General features: G+C 64.2%; 16 protein-coding genes. 9 read left to right on the top strand and 7 right to left on the bottom strand.

Features of this window, described 5'->3' with window-relative positions; translation table 11 throughout:
• Window positions 1-22 precede the first annotated feature (22 nt).
• Complete coding sequence (locus tag AAFF27_11260) at window positions 23-829, top strand: outer membrane protein assembly factor BamD (GenBank protein ID XAH25726.1); 807 nt, start codon at window positions 23-25, stop codon at window positions 827-829.
• Here AAFF27_11260 and AAFF27_11255 read toward each other — a convergent pair.
• Window positions 792-2,756 (bottom strand): ATP-dependent DNA helicase, encoded by a 1,965-nt coding sequence (locus tag AAFF27_11255; protein ID XAH26214.1) that lies wholly within the window; start codon window positions 2,754-2,756, stop codon window positions 792-794. The two genes, AAFF27_11260 and AAFF27_11255, sit on opposite strands and share 38 nt — an antisense overlap.
• Window positions 2,757-3,009: 253 nt before the next feature.
• On the opposite strand from AAFF27_11255, the gene AAFF27_11250 reads away from it, so the two are divergent.
• Window positions 3,010-3,777, top strand: a complete 768-nt coding sequence (locus AAFF27_11250; protein XAH25725.1) for a protein phosphatase 2C domain-containing protein — start codon at window positions 3,010-3,012, stop codon at window positions 3,775-3,777.
• Window positions 3,778-3,909: 132 nt separating this feature from the next.
• Here AAFF27_11250 and AAFF27_11245 read toward each other — a convergent pair whose 3' ends face one another.
• The 5 genes from AAFF27_11245 to AAFF27_11225 all read right to left on the bottom strand — a co-directional run bounded on the left by AAFF27_11245 (window position 3,910) and on the right by AAFF27_11225 (window position 11,428).
• Complete coding sequence (locus AAFF27_11245; protein ID XAH25724.1) at window positions 3,910-4,578, bottom strand: hypothetical protein; 669 nt, start codon at window positions 4,576-4,578, stop codon at window positions 3,910-3,912.
• A complete protein-coding gene (zapE, locus tag AAFF27_11240) occupies window positions 4,578-5,675 on the bottom strand; it encodes a cell division protein ZapE (GenBank protein ID XAH25723.1) in 1,098 nt (365 codons plus the stop codon). Before zapE ends, AAFF27_11245 begins: the two co-directional genes overlap by 1 nt.
• A 13-nt stretch (window positions 5,676-5,688) precedes the next feature.
• The gene (gene lpdA / locus AAFF27_11235; protein XAH25722.1) at window positions 5,689-7,116 is read right to left on the bottom strand and encodes a dihydrolipoyl dehydrogenase; all 1,428 of its coding nucleotides are present in this window, start codon (window positions 7,114-7,116) and stop codon (window positions 5,689-5,691) included.
• A 148-nt stretch (window positions 7,117-7,264) separates the two neighbouring features.
• The gene (gene odhB / locus AAFF27_11230) at window positions 7,265-8,515 is read right to left on the bottom strand and encodes a 2-oxoglutarate dehydrogenase complex dihydrolipoyllysine-residue succinyltransferase (GenBank protein ID XAH25721.1); all 1,251 of its coding nucleotides are present in this window, start codon (window positions 8,513-8,515) and stop codon (window positions 7,265-7,267) included.
• A gap of 45 nt (window positions 8,516-8,560) precedes the next feature.
• Window positions 8,561-11,428: a 2-oxoglutarate dehydrogenase E1 component gene (locus AAFF27_11225; protein XAH25720.1), complete on the bottom strand. Its 2,868-nt coding sequence runs from the start codon at window positions 11,426-11,428 to the stop codon at window positions 8,561-8,563.
• A 359-nt stretch (window positions 11,429-11,787) separates the two neighbouring features.
• On the opposite strand from AAFF27_11225, the gene AAFF27_11220 reads away from it, so the two are divergent.
• The 3 genes from AAFF27_11220 to AAFF27_11210 all read left to right on the top strand — a co-directional run bounded on the left by AAFF27_11220 (window position 11,788) and on the right by AAFF27_11210 (window position 16,767).
• The gene (locus AAFF27_11220; protein XAH25719.1) at window positions 11,788-12,984 is read left to right on the top strand and encodes a helix-turn-helix domain-containing protein; all 1,197 of its coding nucleotides are present in this window, start codon (window positions 11,788-11,790) and stop codon (window positions 12,982-12,984) included.
• A 110-nt stretch (window positions 12,985-13,094) separates the two neighbouring features.
• Complete coding sequence (locus tag AAFF27_11215; protein ID XAH25718.1) at window positions 13,095-14,603, top strand: aldehyde dehydrogenase family protein; 1,509 nt, start codon at window positions 13,095-13,097, stop codon at window positions 14,601-14,603.
• A 55-nt stretch (window positions 14,604-14,658) separates the two neighbouring features.
• Window positions 14,659-16,767 (top strand): PQQ-dependent dehydrogenase, methanol/ethanol family, encoded by a 2,109-nt coding sequence (locus AAFF27_11210; protein XAH25717.1) that lies wholly within the window; start codon window positions 14,659-14,661, stop codon window positions 16,765-16,767.
• A 231-nt stretch (window positions 16,768-16,998) separates the two neighbouring features.
• Here AAFF27_11210 and AAFF27_11205 read toward each other — a convergent pair whose 3' ends face one another.
• Window positions 16,999-18,354, bottom strand: coding sequence for an MFS transporter (locus AAFF27_11205; GenBank protein ID XAH25716.1), 1,356 nt, complete (start codon window positions 18,352-18,354; stop codon window positions 16,999-17,001).
• Between the two features lie 168 nt (window positions 18,355-18,522).
• Between AAFF27_11205 and cyoA the strand changes: the two genes are divergently transcribed.
• From cyoA to cyoD, 4 genes are all read left to right on the top strand, one after another.
• A complete protein-coding gene (gene cyoA / locus AAFF27_11200; protein ID XAH25715.1) occupies window positions 18,523-19,596 on the top strand; it encodes a ubiquinol oxidase subunit II in 1,074 nt (357 codons plus the stop codon).
• Window positions 19,597-19,682: 86 nt separating this feature from the next.
• Window positions 19,683-21,686 carry a cytochrome o ubiquinol oxidase subunit I gene (gene cyoB / locus AAFF27_11195; protein XAH25714.1) on the top strand — a complete coding sequence of 668 codons (2,004 nt, stop codon included), beginning with the start codon at window positions 19,683-19,685 and terminating at the stop codon, window positions 21,684-21,686.
• Window positions 21,679-22,320 (top strand): cytochrome o ubiquinol oxidase subunit III, encoded by a 642-nt coding sequence (gene cyoC, locus AAFF27_11190; GenBank protein ID XAH25713.1) that lies wholly within the window; start codon window positions 21,679-21,681, stop codon window positions 22,318-22,320. The genes cyoB and cyoC overlap by 8 nt, the downstream gene beginning before the upstream one ends.
• Window positions 22,317-22,712, top strand: coding sequence for a cytochrome o ubiquinol oxidase subunit IV (gene cyoD / locus AAFF27_11185; GenBank protein ID XAH25712.1), 396 nt, complete (start codon window positions 22,317-22,319; stop codon window positions 22,710-22,712). The genes cyoC and cyoD overlap by 4 nt, the downstream gene beginning before the upstream one ends.
• Window positions 22,713-22,731: the final 19 nt, after the last annotated feature.

The raw sequence follows: 22,731 nt of genomic DNA, 5'->3' as shown, positions 1-22,731 counted from the left end.
TTTCTCAAGAAGGTCTTCCGTGATGCGTCGAGTGAAATTATCGGTTCAGCCCATGCTCGCAGTAGCCCTTCTGGCGGGTCTGCTAGCAGGCTGCTCCAGTACCGTCGAGGACAAAACCGCAGGCTGGAGCCCCAACCGGATTTATTCGGAAGCCAAGGACGAACTCAATTCCGGCTCCTTTGACAAGGCTGTGCCCCTGTTCGAGAAGCTCGAAGGGCGTGCCGCCGGCACTGCGCTCGCCCAGCAGGCCCAGCTTGACAAGGCCTATGCCCAGTACAAGGGCGGCGAGCAGGCCCAGGCGCTGGCGACGCTTGACCGTTTCATCAAGCTCCACCCGGCCAGCCCGGCGCTGGACTACGCGCTCTACCTCAAGGGATTGGTCAACTTCAACGACAACCTGGGGCTGTTCTCGTTCATCTCCCGGCAAGACCTCTCGGAGCGCGACCAGAAGGCCGCCAAGGACTCTTTTGAATCCTTCCGCGAACTGAGCACGCGCTTTCCGGATTCGCGCTACACCCCGGATGCGCGCCAGCGCATGACCTACATCGTCAATTCGCTGGCTTTGTACGAAGTACATGTGGCGCGCTACTACTTCAGTCGGGGCGCCTATGTGGCTGCCATCAATCGCGCCCAAATCGCGATATCCGACTACCGCGACGTGCCCGCCATCGAAGAAGCGCTCTATATCCTGATGCGCTCGTACGATGCGCTTGGCATGGCGCAGTTGCGGGACGACACGCGCCGCGTACTCGACAGCAACTACCCGAAGAGCGAATACCTGACGCGCGGCTTCAAGGGAAGTACGGATCCTTGGTGGAAGGTGTGGTGAGCGACTCCAGCTCCGCATAAAAAGCTTCATCCGAATCCAGGCGCCGCATTGGTGGCAGCGCGGCCAGTAGCCGGCGCCCATAGGACATGGTGGTGAGCCGGCTGTCGCCCACGACCAGAATGCCGCGATCCGTTTCGCGGCGTATCAAGCGCCCGGCGCCCTGCTTGAGCGCCACCGCTGCCTCAGGTATCGAATAGTCGCGAAACGCGCTTCGCCCAGCCGCCTCCAGTCGATGGCTGCGGGCCTCGACCAAGGGATCATTCGGCGGTGGGAACGGCAACTTGTCGATCACCACCAGCTGCAATGCATCACCCGGCACGTCGACGCCCTCCCAGAACGAGGCCGACGCGACCAGCACGCAACCACGCGCGCCCTCTCTGCTGCCCTCGCGAAAACGCTCCATCAAGCGCCGCTTAGGCCACTCTCCCTGCACCAGCACCTCGATGGCACCGCTCGCATCAAAGTACTGCCGCAGCGCATCCCCGATGGTGCGCAGGGCGCGCAGCGTGGTCGTCAGCACCAGCGTGCGGCCGCCCAGGCGCTCGGCCGCATCGGCGCACAACCGCGCCAGTGCGGCGGCATGGCCCGGATCGGCCGGGCGCGGCAACCACGACGGTACATAGATGGCCGCCTGCGCCGCATAGTCGAAAGGGCTGCTGACCCGCAGAATGCGCGCCGCCCCCACCAATCCGCAGGGCTCGGTAAACCAGCGCAGCTGCGGGTCGTCGCCCAGTGTGGCCGAGGTAAAGACCCAGGCCCGCGGCCGATCGCCTTGCGCTGGCGCAGCAACAGGCCCCTGCGCCGCTTCATCCGCCTCCGCGGGCAGGCGCAGCAAGCGCGTACGGACCGCGGACGCGATGTCCAGCGGTGACTCGATCAGGCGCAGTTGCGCGCCCACATCCACCCAACGCACGACACCCGTGCCGCAGGCCTCGGCGAAATGCGTGGCTTTGCGCAGCAGCTCCGTGCCGCGTTCATGCAGCCGCTGGAAATCCGGCGCCATCTCGAGGGTCGCCTCCAGCGTCTGCAGGGCCGCTTTGCAGGCATTGCACGCGCCCTGCAGGGCCTCATCCCACTGGAGCTGCGCCACCTCGTCCGGTGCGGCACCAGACCACCGAAGCCTGCCACCAGGCCCGCCGACATTGCCTATCGCCAGCCGCAAATCACGGGCCGCATGCTCGATGGCACGGCCCGCCCCCGGCCAGTCGGCCAGCCCACGCGCAAGCTGCAAACCGGTGGCCAGCAAATCACGCGCGAAATCCAGCAACTGCCCGGTACTGAGCTGCATGCCAAGAAACTGCACCCCCGTCTCATTGAGCTGGTGCGCCTCGTCGAAGATCGCGACCCGCACCGTGGGCAGCAGCTCGGCCATGCCGGACTCGCGCACGGCCATGTCGGCAAAGAAGAGGTGGTGGTTCACCACCACCAGATCCGCAGCCAGGGCATCGCGCCGCGCCAGATTGACGTGGCAGGCGCGCAATTTCGGGCACTGCGCGCCCAGGCAGTTGTCACGCGTGGAGGTGACCAGGGGAATGACTGGCGAGCGCTCATCCAAGCCGGGCAGCTCGGCCAGGTCGCCGGTGCGCGTGGCCTGTGACCATTGCTCGACCTTTGCCAGCGCGCGCGCCACCAACGGATCTGCATCTGCTGACGCCTGCCGGGCACCTTCCAGGCGATGCAGGCACAGGTAGCTGCCCCGCCCCTTCAACAGGGCCGTGCGCACCGGCACGCCCAGCACCTGCACCAGGCGCGGCAGGTCTCGCTGGAACAGTTGGTCCTGCAAGGTCTTGGTGGCGGTGGACACCAAGGCACGCTCCCCGCTGAGGATCGCCGGCACCAGATAGGAGAAGGTTTTGCCGACGCCTGTGCCGGCTTCCACCACCAGCACGCCGCCCTGCGTGATCGTCTCTGCCACGGCCAGGGCCATGTCAGTCTGGCCTTGTCGCGCCAGGAACTGGTCGTCAGCCCGTGCCAGGGGCCCCTCTGGGTGAAACACCTCGGCGACCTGGGGCACCAGGTCTGCCAGCGCGTGTCCCGCGGGCCATTCAGTCAAAGGCGGTGCAACGGCGGGCTCTGGAAGTGGGGTCAAGAAAGGTCCGCCAAAAGATGCTAACGGCTTGGTTTGATAATGGAAGCAGAGGACGAGCACGCAGGCGATTCCGCCCGCATCTACCACCAGCATGAATACAGGTTACCGGCTTGTCGGCACCACCGGCATCCACAAGGGCGACCGCCATTATCAGCAAGACCAGGTCGTGCTGCTGCCCCACGCGCAGAGCCACGGTTGCTTGCTGGGGGTGATCGCCGATGGCATGGGCGGGCGCAGCGGCGGACGCAAGGCCGCCGACCAGGTCATCCTGACCGCGCGGCAACTCTTCGAGCGCTACTCGCCGGCCCAGGACGACCCCGCCGCCTTCTTGCGCAAGCTGGTAGACGAAGCGCATCTGGTCATCCGCTTGATTGCGACCTCGTCCGAGGAGGAGCCGCACAGCACGCTGGCGGCGTTCCTGATCAGCCCACGCGGCGAGTGCCACTGGGTGCACGTGGGGGACTCGCGGCTCTACCACTTCCGCAAGCGCCTACTGGCCTTTCGCACGGTCGATCACTCGTACGTGCAGGCGCTGGTAGACCGCGGTGAAATCAGCGAGGCAGAGGCCGAAAGCCACCCCAAATCCAACATCTTGCTGGGCTGCCTGGGCATGGAGACCGAGCCTCCGGTGGGCACCCACACCATTGATCGCCTGCAACCCGGCGACGTGATCATGGCCTGCAGCGACGGGGTCTGGCACTACCTGCGCCCACACGAGATGGCAACTGCCCTCAGCACCTCAGCACCACGAGAAGCCGTGCAATGGCTGATCGACACCGCCCGCAGCCGCTCGCACGGCAGCGGCGACAACCTGTCGATGGCCGTCATCAAGGTGGAGCCGCTGGACACCGAGGCCTGAGCCTCGCCCCAAAGTCCAGCAAGACAAATTGCTACAAAATATATAGCTTCTAGCCCAGGCCACATAAGGGCTAGAGGCACTTTTCGCTTGAAAAACCTTACGCAAGAAACCGACGCAAGGTGCTTTCAGTGATCAGGGTGGGATGGGCAGTGGTTGCGCCGGCGGCTTGCCGCTGTCCTTCTGCTCCTGCAGCCGGCGCTGCAGCGATTGCCGGCGCGCTTCCGCCGCGCGCTGGTTTTCATCGAAGCGCCGCCGCTGCTCAGGCGCATCGGCCGCGCGCTGCGCGCGGGAGGCCGCGGCATCAGCCTGGCTGCGCTGCTGTTGCGCGCGCTCCGCACGGGCGCGCTCGGCCTGGCCCGGAGCTGCGGCATCGCGCTCCTGGCGCTGACGGTCGGCATCCGCCTGGCGCTGCTCTGGAGACGCCGAGCCCTGGGCGCGCTGGGCCGCACTTTCCTTGTTGCGCAGGTCCTGCTGGCGCTGTTCTTCCAGGCGGACCTGGCGCTCGCGCTCCTTGCGCGCACGCTCGCCATCACGCACGCCCAGTTCCTGCTGGCGCAATTCCCGCAGGGGCACCCGGTAGTGCTCCTTGACGCTGCTCACGCAGTCGTTCACCGCAAATTTCTGATAGCAGGCCGTCTGCTCCGTCAGTTGCCGCGCCTGCAACTGCCCACGGGCCTCTTCAATGCTGCGCAGCTTGGCCTGCGCCACATCCGCTTCGGCAGACGAGGACACGGCATCAGCAGGCACTTGCGCCATGGCAGTGCCGCCGCAGAACAGGCCAACAAGCAGCAAATATTTCATCAGGTCAGGCTCGTGTCGACGGTGCGGCGCTCCAACGCCAGGAATTCCGCCGACTGCATCTCATTGAGGCGCGACACCGTACGGGGGAACTCATGGGCCAGCGGGCCTTCCGTATACAAATCATCCGGCGGGACTTCCGCCGAGAGGATGAGTTTGACACGTCGGTCATACAGCACGTCCACCAGCCAGGTAAACCGCCGCGCCTCGGAGGCCATGCGCACCGGCATGTGCGGCACATTGCTCAGCAGCACGGTGTGGAATTGCGTGGCGATTTCCAGGTAGTCATTCTGCGAGCGCGGGCCGCCGCATAGGGCACGGAAATCGAACCACACCACGCCACCGGCGCGGCGTCGTGCCTGGATCTGGCGCGCCTCGATGGTCAGCACCGGGTCTTCGTCCCGGGTCTCGGCCAACCGATCAAACGCCTCGCCCATCTCCGCGTCGGCCTGCGGCCCCAAGGGCGTGTGATAGAGCTTGACGTGTTCCAGCGTGCGGCTGCGGTAGTCCGTGCCGTTGTCGACGTTGATCACCTCCAGCCGGGTCTTGAGCAATTCGATCGCCGGCAAGATCCGGTCGCGGTGCAGGCCGCCCGGGTAAAGGTCGTCCGGCTTGAAGTTCGACGTCGTCACAAAGCCAACGCCGTTCTCGAAAAGCGCCGCCAACAAGCGGTGCAGGATCATGGCGTCGGTGATGTCTGCGACATGGAATTCGTCGAAGCAGATCAGGCGGTAGCGCTGGGCAATGCGCTCACCCAGGACATCCAGCGGATTGACCGTGCCCTGCAGCCCGGCCAGCTCGCGGTGCACCTCACGCATGAACTCGTGGAAATGCAGGCGCACCTTGCGCTGCAAGGGCACGGCGCTGAAGAAGCAATCCATGAGAAAGCTCTTGCCACGCCCCACGCCGCCGTACATGTAAACGCCGCGCGGAATGTCGATGCGCCCCAGCAGGCGACGAAAAGCGCTGGAGCGCTTCTCTTTGTAGGCCGCCCAATCCTGCGCGCAGCGCTCCAGCGCATCGACCGCACGCTCTTGCGCCGGGTCACTCACAAAGCCGCGCGTACGCAGCTCGGCCTCATAGGCTTCCCGGACAGACATGCGAGCCGCCACCTCAGAAGTTGAGGGTGCGCTTGTCCACCGCCAATGCGGCTTCCTTGGTGGCTTCGGACAAGGACGGATGCGCATGGCAGATGCGGGCGATGTCCTCGGCGCTGGCCTTGAACTCCATGGCCACCACGGCTTCGGAGATCAGTTCGCTGGCCTGCGGGCCGACGATGTGCACGCCCAGGATTTCGTCGGTCGTGGCGTCGGCCAGGAACTTGACGAAACCGGTCGTGTCACCCAGCGCCCGGGCCCGGCCGTTGGCCAGGAAGGGGAAGGAGCCCGCCTTGTAGGCCACGCCGTCAGCCTTGAGCTGCTGCTCGGTCTTGCCGACCCAGGCGATCTCAGGGCTGGTGTAGATCACCCAGGGGATCGTGTTGAAGTTGACATGCCCGTGCTGGCCGGCAATGCGCTCGGCCACGGCAACGCCCTCTTCCTCGGCCTTGTGCGCAAGCATCGGGCCGCGCACCACATCGCCCACCGCCCAGACGTTGGGCAGGTTGGTCTTGCATTCGTCATCGACCACAATGGCGCCGCGCTCGTCGAGCTTCAGGCCGACCTTGTCGGCGTCCAGGCCGATGGTGTTGGGCACCCGGCCGATGGAGACCACCAGCTTGTCGACATCCAGCGTTTGGGCTTCGCCCTTGGCGTTGGTGTAGGCGATGCTGACGCCCTTCTTGCCAGACTTGATCTCGCCGACCTTGACGCCGAGTTCGATCTTCAGGCCTTGCTTGGTGAAGGCCTTGTGGGCTTCCTTGGCGACCTGCTCGTCCACCGCGCCGAGGAAGGTCGGCAGGCCTTCGAGAATGGTCACATCGGCACCCAGACGGCGCCAGACCGAGCCCATTTCCAGACCAATGACGCCAGAGCCGATCAGGCCCAGCTTCTTTGGCACTGCGCCGATGCGCAGGGCTCCGTCGTTCGACAGGATGTTTTCCTCATCGAAGGGCGTGCCAGGCAGCGCGCGGGCGTTGGAGCCGGTGGCGATGATGACGTGCTTGGCGCTGATGGTTTCTTCTGCGGCGCCAGCGACCTTAAGCTCGTAGCCGCCATCCTTCGCAGCAGCGAACGAAGCGCGGCCGTGGAAAAAGGTGATCTTGTTCTTCTTGAACAGGTACTGGATGCCGTCGTTGTTCTGCTTGACGACGGTGTCCTTGCGGCCGAGCAGCGTAGGCAGGTCGAGTTCAACACCCGACACCTTCACGCCGTGTTCGGCAAGGTGCTTGTGGGAGAACTCGAAGTGCTCAGACGACTGCAGCAGCGCCTTGGACGGGATGCAGCCAACATTGGTGCAGGTGCCGCCCAACGCAGGGCCGCCCTTGGCGTTCTTGGCCTCATCAACCGCAGCGACATTGAAGCCCAGCTGCGCTGCACGAATAGCGGCCACATAGCCGCCGGGGCCGCCGCCGATGACGACCACATCAAATTGTTTGGACATTGCGTTCTCTCATTTGCTTGTCACCAGCGCCAGTCGGAAGTCTTTCGCAAAACACCGCGGAACCGGCTTTGCCGGGCCGCTGGTGTTGCCCCCTGAAGGGGGTTGGCGAAGCGACACGAAGTGCGCGAAGACTGAGGGTGAGTTAGATTTAGATATCAAACAGCAGACGCGACGGATCTTCCAGCGCATCCTTCATGGCGACCAGGCCCAGCACGGCTTCGCGGCCGTCGATGATGCGGTGGTCGTAGGACAGTGCAAAGTAGTTCATCGGGCGGATGACGATCTGGCCGTTCTCCACCACGGCGCGGTCCTTGGTCGCGTGCACGCCCAGGATGGCCGACTGCGGCGGGTTGATGATCGGGGTCGAAAGCATCGAGCCGAAGGTGCCGCCGTTGGAGATGGAGAAGGTGCCGCCGGTCATGTCGTCGATGCCGAGCTTGCCGTCTTGCGCCTTCTTGCCGAACTCTGCAATCTTCTTCTCGATGTCGGCAAAACTCATCTGGTCAGCGTTGCGCAGGATAGGCACCACCAGGCCGCGCGGGCTGCCCACAGCAATGCCGATGTCGAAGTAGCCGTGGTAGACGATGTCGGTGCCATCGACCGAGGCGTTGATCACCGGGTACTTCTTCAGCGCATGGACCGCGGCCTTGACGAAGAAGCTCATGAAGCCGAGCTTGACGCCATGCTCCTTGGTGAAGCTGTCCTGGAAGCGCTTGCGCATCTCCATGACCGGCGCCATGTTGATTTCGTTGAACGTGGTCAGGATGGCATTGGTGGACTGCGATTGCAGCAGGCGCTCGGCAATGCGGGCGCGCAGGCGGCTCATGGGCACGCGCTGCTCGGGGCGATCGCCCAGTTCGGCGAAATTGGCGGTCTGCGTCGCAACTTGCGGCAATGCTGCCTTGGGTGCGGCGGCCGGAGCCGGCGCAGCCTTGGGCGCGGCCACGGCGGCCAGCACATCACCCTTGGTGACGCGGCCATCCTTGCCGGAGCCGGCGACATCGCCCACAGCCAGCTTGTTGTCTGCGAGCAGCTTGGCGGCAGCGGGCATGGCAACGTCAGCCTTGCTGCTGGACGTTGCCGCGGCGGCGACCGGTGCAGCAGCCGCCGGAGCAGCGGCAGCAGGCGCCGATGCCGGTGCCGCAGCCGAGGCCTTGGCTTCGGTATCGATGCGCGCGATGACCTGATCAGACACCACGGTGCCGCCGTCAGCGACCACGAGTTCGGTCAGCACGCCGGCCGACGGTGCGGGCACTTCGAGCACGACCTTGTCGGTCTCGATTTCGATCAGGATTTCATCGGCAGCGATGGCGTCGCCGATCTTCTTCTTCCATTGCAGCATGGTGGCCTCGGCCACGGACTCGGACAGCTGGGGAACTTTGACTTCTACGATAGCCATTTGATTTCTTTCGTTTGATCGGGAGAGTGGACTTGGCGTGCGGACTTACTTGGTCAGCACGAAGCCCTTGAGCTTGGCGAACGCACCGTCGACCAGCGCCTTTTGCTGCTCTTGGTGAAGGTGCGAATAGCCCACCGCGGGCGACGCGGAGGCCGCGCGTCCCGAATAGCCCAAACGCTGCCCATCAGCCATGTTTTCGTGGATGTAGTGCTGCACGAAGAACCAGGCGCCCTGGTTCTGCGGCTCGTCCTGGCACCACACGATATCCGTGACGTTGGGGTACTTCTTCAGCTCAGCAGCAAATGCCTTGTGCGGGAAGGGGTACAGCTGCTCGACGCGCAGGATGGCGACATCGTCGGCACCCTTCTCTTCGCGCTTCTTGGCCAGGTCGTAGTAGACCTTGCCCGAGCAGGCGATGACGCGCTTGACCTTGTCGGCCTTCAGATCACGGCTGTCGCCGATGATCGTCTTGAAAGCACCTTGCGTGAAATCGGTGATCGGCGAGGTGGCGTCCTTGTTCCGCAGCAGGGACTTGGGCGTCATGATGATCAGCGGCTTGCGCAGGTCGCGCACCATCTGCCGACGCAGCACGTGGAAGATCTGCGATGCCGTGGTCGGCTGGACCACTTGCATATTGGTGTCGGCCGACAGCTGCATGAAGCGCTCCAGGCGTGCCGAGCTGTGCTCCGGGCCCTGGCCTTCGTAGCCGTGCGGCAGCATCAGCGTCAGGCCGTTGACGCGGCCCCACTTCACTTCACCAGAGGCGATGAACTGGTCGATCACCACCTGGGCGCCGTTGGCGAAGTCGCCGAACTGCGCTTCCCAGATCACCAGGGTGTTGGGGTCGGTGGAGGCATAGCCGTACTCAAAGCCCAGCACCGCTTCTTCCGACAGGATGGAGTCGATGACAACGAAGGGCGCCTGCTTGTCGGCCACGTTCTGCAAGGGCGTGTAGATGCCTTCGTCGAACTTTTCGCGCTTCTGGTCATGGATGACCGAGTGGCGGTGCGTGAAGGTGCCGCGGCCGCAGTCTTCGCCCGACAGACGAATCGGGTAGCCGCTGGCCACCAGCGAGGCGTAGGCCATGGTCTCGCCCATGCCCCAGTCCACGTTCACGTCGCCACGGCCCATGGCAGCGCGGTCGTCGTAGACCTTCTTCACGAGCTGGTGCGGCGTGACCGATGCAGGGATGGTGGTCACGCGTTCTGCCAGGCGCTTCCACTCAGCCAACGGGATGGCCGTGTCACCAGCGTCAGTCCACTTCTTGCCCAGGTAGGGGCTCCAGTCGACTGCGTACTTGCCCTTGAAGTTGGTCAGCACCGGGTCGGCCGTGTGCTTGCCCGCTTCCATGGCGGCGCGGTAGGCCTTGACCATGTCGTCGCCCAGCGTCTCGCCCAGACCTTGGGCCGTGAGCTTGTCGGCGTAGAGCTTTCGCGTGCCGGGGTGGGCCGCGATCTTCTTGTACATCAGCGGCTGGGTGAGCGAAGGCGTGTCTTGCTCGTTGTGGCCCAGTTTGCGGTAGCAGATGATGTCCACGACCACGTCCTTCTTGAATTCCATGCGGAACTCAAGCGCGAGTTGGGTGGCCAGCACCACGGCTTCTGGGTCGTCGCCGTTGACGTGCAGCACCGGCGATTCGATCATCTTGACGACGTCGGTGCAGTACAGCGTAGAGCGGCTGTCGCGCGGATCGCTGGTGGTGAAACCGATCTGGTTGTTGATGACGATGTGCACCGTACCGCCGGTGTGGTAGCCACGCGTCTCGGCCAGCGCCAGCGTTTCCATGATGACGCCTTGGCCAGCAAAGGCGGCGTCGCCGTGCACCAGCACCGGCAGCACCTGGCGGCCTTCTGGGTCACCACGACGGTCCATGCGGGCACGCACCGAGCCTTCAACCACCGGGTTCACGATTTCCAGGTGCGAGGGATTGAACGCCAGGCTCAAATGCACCGGACCGCCAGGGGTGGTCACGTCGGAGCTGAAGCCCTGGTGGTACTTGACGTCACCGCTGGGCAGGTCTTCCGGTGCGGTGTGATCAAACTCTGCGAACAGATCGGCGGGCAGCTTGCCCAGCGAGTTCACCAGCACGTTCAGGCGGCCCCGGTGGGCCATGCCGATCACGATTTCCTGCACGCCCTTGGCGCCGGCATCCTGGATCAGGGCATCCATCGAGGCGATGAAGCTTTCGCCGCCTTCGAGCGAGAAGCGCTTTTGGCCGACGTACTTGGTGTGGAGGAAGCGCTCCAGGCCTTCGGCAGCCGTCAGGCGGTCAAGGATCTGCTTCTTCTGGTCGCCATTGAAGCTGGGTTTGCTGCGAATGCCTTCGAGCCGTTGCTGCCACCACCGCTTCTGGTTCTGGTCGGTGGTGTGCATGTACTCGGCGCCGATGGTGCCGCAGTAGGTCTCGCGCAGCGCATTCATCAGCTCGCGCAAGGGCAGCGTGTCCTTGCCGAAGAAGGTATTGCTGGTGTTGAACACGGTTTCCTGGTCGGCATCGGTGAAGCCGTAGAAGGAAAGCTCGAGTTCAGGGATGTTGTCGCGCTCGGTGCGCTTGAGCGGATCGAGGTCGGCCCAGCGCACACCGACGTTGCGGTAGGCGGCGATCAGTTGCTGGACGGCGGTGCGCTTGCGACCCAGTTCGGAGTCGGCACTGGCAACCACCACCTTGGTCTGGCCCTGCTTGGCGCGGTCGGCAAAGGCATTGACGACCGGCAGGTGCGGCACGTCGCGGGCATCGCTGCCATCCGTGGCCGGCACATGCTGCAGTGCATCAAAGTATTCGCGCCAGTTGTCCGGAACGCTGCCAGGGTTGGCTAGATAGTTCTCGTACATCTCTTCGACATAGGGGGCATTGCCGCCGAAGAGATAGGTATTGCCTTGATAGGCGCTGTAAAGAGACGTGGTCTCACTCATGATGCGCTACTTTCGTTTCCCTTGAGAAAACATTAGCTGGTTTGAAACCTTCCGCGACACGGCTGAACCGGTTGGCGGATGCGACTGTGGCTGTGGAAGGGCCTTGTACGGATGCGGATTGTGCCACTGAAAGCCTTTCCGGCTGGCCCGCATACGTAAGGCTTTGCCTCTGTGTCGGACTTTGACGGATTGGCGCCACAGCTGCGTTTGCGGCAGATTCAAGCGCCGTTAGCTGAGCAGCCTGATCGTTCTTATGCGCGTATGCCCCCACTCGACAGGCGCCGCACGGCCGAGGCACATTCAGGCCAACGTCTGGCGCGGCGCCTATGCCCGCGACCGGACACCGCAGGAGACAGCCCATGCCACGCCCGTCCGCCCCCATGCCCAGGCAGCTTTTCTTCTCCACGCCCGAGCAGCGCCTGGCACTGGCACGCGAGCGCTTCTTTGAGCGCGGCGAGAGGCCCTCGGGCCTCGTCAATGACGCGGTGCTGCAGTCGTGGAGCCGCTGCCTGGCACTGGGACGCAGGCCGCACGAAGAGCCCAACGCCGAGTCAGTGAGCCGCACACGGCTGCATTCGGCGCTGCGACTGAGCCGCCAGTTGCGCGAGGCGTCCACCGGCGGCCTGCAGCAACTGGAGGCCGCCATTGCCGGCACGCCATGCCGGGTGATCCTGACCAATCCCGAAGGCGTGGTGGTCTACATCAGCCCACGTGGCGCGCAACCGCATGAAACGACGATGCTCCGGTTGGGCGGTGTAGGCACGGACCTGTCGGAGGCCAACATGGGCACCAGCGCGCCGGGCATCGTGGCCAAGACCGGGCACGGCTGCTCGGTGCAGGGGGGCGAGCATTTCAGCGAGGCGGTGGGTCGCGTGCATTGCGCGGCCGCACCGATCCGTGACGTGCACGGCCAGCTCGCTGGCGTGCTCGACCTCACGGTAGAAGGGCATGGCTTCGGCTTCGACGCGTTTGCGCTGGTGGGCTCCTATGCCTCCACCATCGAGAACCATCTGCTGCAGTTGCAGTCGGACGACCTGCTGGTGCTGGCCTTCCAGGCTGACCCGAGCCTGCTGGGCACGCCACTGGAGGCACTGGCCGGCGTGTGCAGCGACGGCCGGCTGCGCTGGGTAAATACCACGGCCATACGACTGGCCAGGGCCTCCGCCGGCCAGCCTGTAGCCGATGCGCTCGGCCACGAACTTGGCACGCTGCTGGGACTGTTGCGGCAGTCCCGCCCGCAGCCATTGCGACTGTCCAGCGGACTGACCGTCTGGATGCAGGCGCGCCTGCGCAGCGGCGATGGCGCGGGGCCGCTGCTGCCGGCACCGGTGCCGCAAGCGGCATTGGTGACTGAGCCCCCTGCCCTGACCGCCGAAGCCCCCGCCACGCTCGACATGCAACGCGCCCACCAGATTGCACACACGCTGCAGGCCTGCGGCGGCAATGTGGCACGGGCGGCGCGGCAGTTGGGGGTCTCGCGCGGGCTGATCTACCGCAACATGAAGCCAGCGCCCGCGCCATGTGTTCCAAACGGGAACACTTCCGGCCCTGGGTAATTCCCGGGTTCAGGGGCGTACACCCCGCTTCCTACACTGCCTCGCGTCACCCCGGCGTGACCTGCGCGCCGCGTCCTGCGGCGCCGGACAGCACATCACTGGAGGCAGCCATGAACCTTTCCGACATCCATCACCTTGTCTCGGAGAAAGCGCTTGCGTTCCTGCAGCGTGAGACGCACCCCATGCTGATCGACGGCCAATGGGTAGCTGCGGCAGACGGCCGTACGCTGGAGGTGCTCAACCCCGCCAACGAGCAAAGAATCGCCCGCGTGCCACTGGCCGCCGCCACCGACGTGGACCGTGCCGTGCAGGCCGCGCGCCGCGCCTTCGACTCCGGCCCCTGGTCCCGGCTGCGCCCGGTAGACCGGCAGCGCCTGCTGTTGCGCCTGGCCGACCTGCTGGAGCAGCAGGCCGAGGCCATTGCGCAGATCGAATCACTCGACAACGGCAAATCGGCCGCCATAGCGCAGGCGGTGGACGTGGCCATGGCGGTCGACTTCCTGCGCTTCATGGCCGGCCAGGCCACCAACATCGAGGGCATCACGCGCGATGCATCCATCCCGCACGCGCCGCAGGCGCAGGTGGTGACCTTCACGCGCCGCGAGGCGGTGGGCGTGGTGGCGGCCATCGTGCCGTGGAACTTCCCGCTGCTGATGGCGGTGATGAAGCTGGGCCCGGCCCTGGCGGCCGGCTGCACCGTGGTGCTCAAGCCGGCCGAGCAGACGCCGCTCTCCGCGCTGTTCCTGGGCGAGCTGCTGCAAGAGGCAGGTTTCCCGCCCGGCGTGGTGAACATCGTCACCGGCGACGGCCTGGGCGCCGGCGCGCCGCTGGCGCAGCACCCACTGGTGGACAAGATCAGCTTCACCGGCTCGACCGAGGTCGGCAAGATCATTGGCCGCACCGCGATGGACCGGCTGGCGCGCGTGACGCTGGAGCTGGGCGGCAAGTCTCCCGTGATCGTGCTGGACGACTGCGACCCCGCCACGGCGGCGGCCGGCGCGGCGCAGGCCATCTTCTTCAACCACGGCCAGGTCTGCTGCGCCGGCTCACGCCTCTATGTGCAAAAGAAGATGTTCGACCGCGTGGTGGCCGACGTGGCGCAGATCGCCGCGGCCATGCCGCTGGGCCACGGGCTGGACCCGGCGGCGCAGATGGGGCCGCTGGTCTCGCGCGAGCAACTGGACCGCGTCTGCGGCTACATCGAATCCGGCCGCAGCCAGGGCGCAGAGGTGGTGACCGGCGGCGCGCGTGCGGGCAGCAGCGGCTACTTCGTGCAGCCCACCATCCTCGCCAACGTGAACCACGCCCACCGCGTGGTGCAGGAAGAAATCTTTGGCCCGGTGCTCACCGCCATGCCCTACGACGACCTGGACGAAGTAGCCGCGCAGGCCAACGACACGCCCTACGGCCTGGGCGCCAGCATCTGGTCCAACAACCTGTCGCGCGTGCACCAGTTGATTCCCAAGATCCGCGCCGGCTCGGTCTGGGTCAACTGCCACACCATGCTCGACCCTGGCATGCCCTTTGGCGGCTACAAGCAGTCGGGCATCGGCCGCGACCTGGGGCGCGACTCGATCAATGGCTACCTGGAGACCAAGTCGGTCTATATCGCCATCTAGTCCAGCGCACCAAAAAAGAGGCAGGCGCGGCCTGCCTCCATCCGAGGAGACAAGCATGACCCACGACAAGAAAAGACATCCGCCCCGTTTGATCTGGCTGGCTTGCGCGGCCCTGTGCGCGGCCTCAGCGGCCCAGGCGGCCGGCGGCGCGGCAACGCAGGTGGATGGCGCCTGGATCCAGGCCAACGGCGCCAAGACCGAGAACTGGCCCAGCTACGGGCTTAACTACGCTGAGACCCGCTTCAGCAAACTCGACCAGGTCAACGCCGGCAACGTGAAGAAGCTGGGCCTGGCCTGGTCCTACAACCTTGAATCCACACGCGGCGTTGAAGCCACGCCGCTGGTGGTCGATGGCGTGATGTACGTGAGCGCCGCCTGGAGCGTGGTGCATGCGATTGACGTGCGCACCGGCAAGCAGCTCTGGAGCTTCGACCCGCAGGTGGACAAATCCAAGGGTTACAAGGGCTGCTGCGACGTGGTCAACCGCGGCGTGGCGCTGTGGAAGGGCAAGGTCTTTGTCGGCGCCTTCGACGGCCGGCTGATCGCGCTGGATGCGGCCAGCGGCCAGAAGGTCTGGGAGAAAGACACCATAGCCAACCCCAAGTTCTCCTACACCATCACCGGCGCGCCGCGCGTGTTCAAGGGCAAGGTGTTCATCGGCAACGGCGGCGCTGAGTTTGGCGCGCGCGGCTACATCACCGCCTACGACGCCGAGACCGGCGAGCAGAAATGGCGCTGGTTCACCGTGCCGGGCGACCCGTCGCAACCGTTCGAGAACGAGGCCATGGCCGCCGCCGCCAAGACCTGGGACCCGAGCAACAAATACTGGGAAGCCGGTGGTGGCGGCACCGCATGGGACACGCTCACCTTCGACCCCGAGCTCAACCTGATGTACGTGGGCGTGGGCAACGGCTCGCCCTGGTCGCAGCGCAAGCGCAGCCCCAAGGGCGGCGACAACCTCTACCTGGCCTCCATCGTGGCGCTGGACCCTGACACCGGCAGCTACCAATGGCACTACCAGGAGACGCCGGGCGACAACTGGGACTACACCTCGACCCAGCCCATGATCCTGGCCGACCTGAAGATTGCCGGCAAGCCGCGCAAGGTGATCCTGCATGCGCCCAAGAACGGCTTCTTCTTTGTGATCGACCGCACCAATGGCCAGTTCATCTCGGCAAAGAACTTTGTGCCGGTGAACTGGGCCTCGGGCTACGACAAGAACGGCCGCCCGATCGAGACCGCGCAGGCCCGCCCTGACGGCAAGCCCTTCGATGCCATCCCCGGCCCGTTCGGCGCGCACAACTGGCACCCGATGTCGTTCAACCCGCAGACCGGGCTGGTCTACCTGCCGGCGCAGAACATTCCCTTCAACCTGATGGACGACAAGAGCTGGAGCTTCAACGGCAACACGCCGGGCCAACCCATGTCGGGCATAGGCTGGAACACCGCCATGTTCGCCAACATGGAGCCGCCCAAGAGCAAGCCTTTCGGTCGCCTGATCGCCTGGGACCCGGTGAAGCAGAAGGAAGTCTGGCGCCAGGAGCATGTCTCGCCCTGGAACGGCGGCACGCTGACCACTGCCGGCAACCTGGTGTTCCAGGGCACGGCCGACGGCAGATTTGTGGCCTACGATGCGCGCAACGGCAAACAGCTGTGGGAGGCGCCCACCGGCACCGGCGTGGTCGCAGCCCCCGCCACCTACACGGTGGACGGCAAGCAGTACGTCTCCATCGCGGCGGGCTGGGGCGGTGTCTACGGCCTGGCGCAGCGTGCCACCGAGCGCCAGGGCCCGGGCACGGTCTATACCTTTGTGCTCGACGGCAAGGAGCCGATGCCGGCCTTTGTGCAGCAACAGGCCCAGAAGCTGGTGCAGGGCGTGCCCTACGACCCGAAGGACGTCGCCGCCGGCACCGCGCCGTACGTGAGCAACTGCGTGTTCTGCCATGGTGTGCCGGGCGTGGACCGCGGCGGCAACATCCCCAACCTGGGCTACCTGGATGCCGCCTACATCCAGAACCTGCAGGCCTTCATCTTCAAGGGCCCGGCCGTGGCGCGTGGCATGCCGGACTTCACTGGCAAGCTCAGCAGCGCCGACGCGGACAAGATCAAGGCCTTTATCCAGGGCACGGCAGACGCGGTGCGGCCCAAGGCTGCGGCAAAGTGATCTGGCGGCGCTATGCGCCGAACACCATACTATCAAATATATAGCTACTATCCCAGGCTACACCTGGGCTAGAGGCATATTTCATTAATATTTTGGCTGAATGGGGTCGCCTCCTGTGAACAGGAGCCGCCCCTGGTCGGCATCCGCTGCGAGATGGCCGCGCGCCAGCGCATGATGAAGAAACGGGCCGCAGCCTTGCGGCTGCGGCCCGTAGACCCTGGCTCTGGTCAGTCAGTCCCGAAGTTCCAGCGCCCGGCGATTGAGCCGCAGCGCCGCCAAGGTGCAAATGGCGCCGGAGAGCAGATAGATGCTGACATACGCCAGCCCGAAATTGGCCGACAGGCCCAGCGCCACCAGCGGCGCAAAAGCAGCCCCGATCAACCAGGCCAGGTCCGAGGTCAGCGCCGCACCGGTATAGCGGTACTTGGAGGCGAAATTGGCAGTCACGGCGCCCGCAGCCTGGCCATAAGACAGGCCCAGCAAGGCAAACCCCACCAAGATGAAAACATCCTGCGCAAACGGGCTGCCTCCCAGCAGCACAGGTGCAAACAGGCTGAACACCCCGATCAAGCAGGCCAGAATGCCCAGCGTGCTACGCCGACCGATCCGGTCCGCAATCAGTCCCGAGACGATCATGCCGCCCATTGCGATCACCGCCCCCACCATCTGCACAGCCAGCACGTCGTTGATTGGCTGCGTTGCGTACAAGGCGATCCATGACAGAGGGAAAACCGTGACCAGGTGAAACAATGCGTAACTCGCCAATGCAGCAAACGCACCGATGAACAAGTTGCCACCTTGGGTGCGCACCAGCTCACCCACATTGGTCGGCTCCAGCTCGCGCTCTTCCAGCAGCCGGGCATATTCACTGGTTTCCACCAGCCGCAGGCGGGCAAACAACGCCACTACATTGATCGCAAATGCGACATAAAACGGATAGCGCCAGCCCCACTCCAGGAAGTCCTCCGCCGAGAGCTTGGAGTGCAGGAACAGGAACAGGCCGCTGGCCACCATGAATCCGATCGGCGCACCGAGTTGGCCCAGCATGGCGTACCAGCCACGCCGGTTCTGGGGCGCGGTCAGCGCCAGCAAGGAAGGAAGGCCATCCCAGGCCCCGCCCAGAGCAATACCCTGGCAGAAGCGAAACACCGACAAGAGCACGACCGAAGCGAATCCCAGGCTGGTATAGCCCGGCAAAAAGGCCATGCCTGCGGTGGAGATGCCCAGCAGGAACAGCGCCACCGTCAGTTTGGTGCTGCGCCCCCATCTGCGCTGGATGGCCATGAACGCCACCGAGCCCAGCGGCCGGGCAATAAAGGCGAAGGAGAAGATGATGAATGCATACAGCGTGCCCTCCAGCCGCGGCTCGAATGGAAAGAACACCGCGGGGAACACCAACACCGACGCGATCCCGTAGACGAAGAAGTCGAAATATTCGGACGCTCGCCCAATAACCACGCCAATGGCGATTTCACCCGGGGCAATCCCGTGGTCGCCGTGATCGCCATGGCCAACAGCAGCTGGTGTACCGCGTTCCGCCGCATAGGACGAAAGCTCAGAAGGATCCGGACTCACACTGAACGTCATGCCTGCTCCTGGTTGTGATTCTTGTCTTGTATTGCGCCGCCTGAAACGTCGCAAAATCGCATCGATCTCTGGCTCTCACTATAGGACAAAACGTCCAATTCCCACGGGCCATCAATAGTCGTACATTCGGCAGGTTTTCGCCCTCCGTTTCCCCCTCCTTAGCCCGGCATGCCTCCCCTTAAAAAATTCCGCGGACTGCTCCTGCTTCCTGTCATCGCTCTGTTGGCAGGCTGTAACGCGGTACTGCTGCGTCCATCCGGCGACATCGCGACCCAGCAACGCGACCTCATCTATATCTCCACCGGCCTGATGCTGATCATCATCATCCCGGTGATCGTGCTCACGCTGTTCTTCGCCTGGCGCTATCGCAGGTCCAACACCAAGGCGACCTACTCCCCGGAATGGGACCACTCCACGCAGCTGGAGCTTGTGATCTGGGCCGTTCCCCTGCTCATCATCATCGCCCTGGGCGCGCTTACCTGGATCAGCACCCACACGCTGGACCCCTACCGCCCCTTGAGCCGCCTCGATGCCCAGCGCGAGATCCCGGCAGGCACCAAGCCCCTGGTGGTCGAAGTGGTGGCGCTCGACTGGAAATGGCTGTTCTTCTACCCGGAAGAAGGCATTGCCACCGTGAACGAACTGGCCGCCCCCGTGGATCGGCCCATCACCTTCAAGATCACGGCCTCGTCGGTGATGAACTCATTCTTCATCCCGGCCCTGGCTGGCCAGATCTACGCCATGCCCGGCATGGAGACCAAGCTGCACGCGGTCATCAACGAACCGGGTGAGTTCGAGGGCTTTTCCGCCAACTACAGCGGCGCGGGCTTCTCCGGCATGCGCTTCAAATTCCATGGCCTGAGCAACGGCGACTTCAATCAGTGGCTGCAAAAGGTCAAGGCCGATGGCGGCGAACTGAGCCGTGACGGCTATCTGCAACTTGAGCGCCCGAGCGAGCGCGAACCTGTGCGCCACTACGCTGGCGTGGCCCCGGGCCTGTACGACGCCATCCTGAACCGCTGCGTTGAGAACAATCGCATGTGCATGAAGGACATGATGGCCATCGACGCTGGCGGCGGCCTTGGCATGCCAGGCACCTACAATCTCGCCTCGCTTGACCCCGCGACACGCAATCGCCTGGGCATCGGCGATGCCCCCACCCGAACCTACGTCGCCGCGATGTGCACCGCCAGCGACCCGACCGGCGCCCTGGTTTCGTCCAGCGCCGACCGGCCTCTGTAACACGCCGGCCTGGCAGCCTCTGTTCACCACGCTGCCAGCCCACTGCGCCGCCTCGCGTCGCGTCACTCTTGCTCTCCGGACCTACGATGTTCGACCACCTCGATCTTACGAAGCTCATCTTCGGCCGCCTCACTTGGGAGGCGATTCCGTTTCACGAACCGATTCTGCTGCTGACCTTTGCCGCCGTGGCGCTTGGCGGCTTGGCACTGGTCGGTGCGCTGACCTACTTCCGCGTTTGGGGCTACCTCTGGCGTGAGTGGTTCACCAGCATCGATCACAAAAAGATCGGCATCATGTACATGGTGCTGGGCTTGGTCATGTTGCTGCGCGGCTTTGCCGATGCACTCATGATGCGCCTGCAGCAGGCCATCTCCTTCGGTGACTCGACTGGCTTCCTGCCGCCGCACCACTACGACCAGATCTTCACCGCGCACGGCGTGATCATGATCTTCTTCGTAGCCATGCCGCTGGTCACCGGGCTCATGAACTTCGTCGTGCCGCTGCAGATCGGCGCCCGCGACGTGGCCTTCCCCTTCCTCAACAACTTCAGCTTCTGGATGACCGCCAGCGGTGCTGCGTTGGTGATGATGTCGCTGTTCGTTGGCGAGTTTGCACGTACCGGCTGGCTGGCCTACCCGCCACTCTCCGGCATCCTCTACAGCCCGGACGTGGGGGTTGATTACTACATCTGGTCATTGCAGATCGCAGGCATTGGCACCTTGCTATCAGGCATCAACCTGATCGCCACCATCGTGAAGATGCGCGCGCCCGGCATGAAGATGATGCGCATGCCGGTGTTCACCTGGACCTCGCTCTGCACCAACATCCTGATCGTTGCCGCTTTCCCGGTGCTGACCGCCGTGCTTGCACTGCTGTCGCTGGACCGCTATGCCGGCACCAACTTCTTCACGAACGACTTCGGCGGCAACCCGATGATGTACGTGAACCTGATCTGGATCTGGGGCCACCCAGAGGTCTACATCCTGATCCTGCCGCTGTTCGGCGTGTTCTCTGAAGTGGTCTCCACCTTCAGCCGCAAGCGCCTGTTCGGCTACGCCTCCATGGTGTACGCAACGCTGGTGATCACCATCCTGTCCTACCTGGTCTGGCTGCACCACTTCTTCACCATGGGCTCGGGGGCCAGCGTCAACTCCTTCTTCGGGATCACGACGATGATCATCTCGATCCCCACGGGAGCGAAGATCTTCAACTGGCTGTTCACCATGTACCGTGGCCGCATCCAGTTTGACGTACCCATGCTGTGGACCATCGGCTTCATGGTTACCTTCACCATTGGCGGCATGACCGGCGTGCTGCTGGCCGTGCCCCCGGCAGACTTCGTGCTGCACAACAGCCTGTTCCTGATCGCCCACTTCCACAACGTGATCATCGGTGGCGTGCTCTTCGGCATCTTTGCCGGCATCACCTACTGGTTCCCCAAGGCCTTTGGCTACAAGCTCGACCCGTTCTGGGGCAAGTGCTCGTTCTGGCTCTGGCTGTCGGGCTTCTGGTTCGCCTTCATGCCGCTCTACGTGCTTGGCCTGATGGGCGTCACACGCCGCATGAGCCACTTCGAGGACCCGTCCTTGCAGATCTGGTTCCAGATTGCAGCCTTTGGCGCGGTCCTGATCGCGCTGGGCATCCTGGCCTTCATCATTCAGTTGGTGGTGAGCTTCGTGCGCCGCGAATCGCTGCGCGACCATACGGGCGACCCGTGGGACGGCCGCACACTGGAATGGTCGACCTCGTCGCCTCCGCCCGCCTACAACTTCGCCTTCACGCCCCGCGTGCATGACAACGATGCCTGGTGGGACATGAAGCAGCGCGGCTATGTCCGCCCGAAAGAAGGCTTCCTGCCGATCCACATGCCCAAGAACACTGGCGCAGGCATCATCCTCGCCGGCATGAGCGCCGTCGTGGGCTTTGCCCTGATCTGGCAGATGTGGGCGCTGGCAGGACTGTCCTTTGTTGCCCTTCTGGTTGTGGCCATCAGCCACACCTTCAACTACAAACGCGACTACTACATCCCCGCGGATGAAGTCGTTCGTACCGAAGCCGATCGCACCCGACTGCTGGCCAGCCATGTCTGATATCACCGCCCCCTCCCCTCTCGGCGCCGCGGGCAACCCCGGCACCCCGCACTTCTACGAGACCAAAGAGCACCACGTAGAGAACGGCACCTTGCTCGGGTTCTGGCTCTACCTGATGAGCGATTGCCTCATCTTTGCCTGCCTGTTCGCGGTGTACGCCGTACAGGGCCGCAGCTACGCCGCCGGCCCCTCTGGTGCGGACCTGTTCGACCTGCCATTGGTCGCGCTCAATACCTCGATGCTGCTGCTGTCGTCCATCACCTATGGCTTCGCCATGCTGGAGATGCAGCGCAAGCGCCTGCGCCCAACGCTCGTCTGGCTGGCCGTCACCGGCCTGCTGGGCGCGGCCTTCATCGGCCTTGAGCTCTATGAGTTCGCCCACCTGATCCATGAAGGTGCCGGCCCGCAACGCAGTGCCTTCTTGTCCTCGTTCTTCGCGCTGGTCGGCACGCACGGCCTGCACGTGACCTTTGGCATCGTCTGGCTGATCACGCTCATGTTCCAGCTCAAGAAGCACGGCCTCATCCCCGAGAACCGCCGCCGCCTGATGTGCCTCTCGATGTTCTGGCACTTTCTGGACGTTGTCTGGATCGGCGTCTTCACCTTCGTCTACCTGATGGGAGTGCTGCCATGAGCGCGCACCACGACTCCAACCACCACGACTCCCATGATCACCATGATCATGACGATGGAGCCAGCCACAGCACCCTGAAGGGCTATGCAACGGGCTTCATCCTGTCGGTGATCCTGACGGCCATCCCGTTCTGGCTAGTGATGGCCAAGGTGTTCGACTCGTCCAGCACCACCGCCATGGTCGTGCTGGGCTTTGCTGCCGTGCAGATCGTCGTCCACATGGTGTACTTCCTGCACATGAACACCCGCTCCGAAGGCGGCTGGAACATGCTGGCGCTGGTCTTCACGATCGTGGTCGTCGTCATTACGCTGAGCGGCTCGCTGTGGGTGATGTACCACCTCAACCACAACATGATGCCCATGTCGGTCCACGACATGAAGAACATGCCTTGACCCTGCCAGGACGCAACGC

The organism is Xylophilus sp. GW821-FHT01B05 (genome assembly GCA_038961845.1).
Taxonomy (GTDB): domain Bacteria; phylum Pseudomonadota; class Gammaproteobacteria; order Burkholderiales; family Burkholderiaceae_C; genus Xylophilus.
This window is presented reverse-complemented; position numbering and strand designations above follow the sequence as displayed.

What these genes read in the sequence shown, in the direction of transcription:
- lpdA (XAH25722.1), bottom strand. Translation starts at nt 7,116, where the DNA reads ATGTCCAAACAATTTGATGTGGTCGTCATCGGCGGCGGCCCCGGCGGC.
- AAFF27_11210 (XAH25717.1), top strand. Translation starts at nt 14,659, where the DNA reads ATGACCCACGACAAGAAAAGACATCCGCCCCGTTTGATCTGGCTGGCT.
- cyoA (XAH25715.1), top strand. Translation starts at nt 18,523, where the DNA reads ATGCCTCCCCTTAAAAAATTCCGCGGACTGCTCCTGCTTCCTGTCATC.
- AAFF27_11215 (XAH25718.1), top strand. Translation starts at nt 13,095, where the DNA reads ATGAACCTTTCCGACATCCATCACCTTGTCTCGGAGAAAGCGCTTGCG.
- AAFF27_11255 (XAH26214.1), bottom strand. Translation starts at nt 2,756, where the DNA reads ATGGCCCTGGCCGTGGCAGAGACGATCACGCAGGGCGGCGTGCTGGTG.
- AAFF27_11205 (XAH25716.1), bottom strand. Translation starts at nt 18,354, where the DNA reads ATGACGTTCAGTGTGAGTCCGGATCCTTCTGAGCTTTCGTCCTATGCG.
- cyoC (XAH25713.1), top strand. Translation starts at nt 21,679, where the DNA reads ATGTCTGATATCACCGCCCCCTCCCCTCTCGGCGCCGCGGGCAACCCC.
- AAFF27_11225 (XAH25720.1), bottom strand. Translation starts at nt 11,428, where the DNA reads ATGAGTGAGACCACGTCTCTTTACAGCGCCTATCAAGGCAATACCTAT.
- cyoB (XAH25714.1), top strand. Translation starts at nt 19,683, where the DNA reads ATGTTCGACCACCTCGATCTTACGAAGCTCATCTTCGGCCGCCTCACT.
- odhB (XAH25721.1), bottom strand. Translation starts at nt 8,515, where the DNA reads ATGGCTATCGTAGAAGTCAAAGTTCCCCAGCTGTCCGAGTCCGTGGCC.
- zapE (XAH25723.1), bottom strand. Translation starts at nt 5,675, where the DNA reads ATGTCTGTCCGGGAAGCCTATGAGGCCGAGCTGCGTACGCGCGGCTTT.
- cyoD (XAH25712.1), top strand. Translation starts at nt 22,317, where the DNA reads ATGAGCGCGCACCACGACTCCAACCACCACGACTCCCATGATCACCAT.
- AAFF27_11260 (XAH25726.1), top strand. Translation starts at nt 23, where the DNA reads ATGCGTCGAGTGAAATTATCGGTTCAGCCCATGCTCGCAGTAGCCCTT.
- AAFF27_11250 (XAH25725.1), top strand. Translation starts at nt 3,010, where the DNA reads ATGAATACAGGTTACCGGCTTGTCGGCACCACCGGCATCCACAAGGGC.
- AAFF27_11245 (XAH25724.1), bottom strand. Translation starts at nt 4,578, where the DNA reads ATGAAATATTTGCTGCTTGTTGGCCTGTTCTGCGGCGGCACTGCCATG.
- AAFF27_11220 (XAH25719.1), top strand. Translation starts at nt 11,788, where the DNA reads ATGCCACGCCCGTCCGCCCCCATGCCCAGGCAGCTTTTCTTCTCCACG.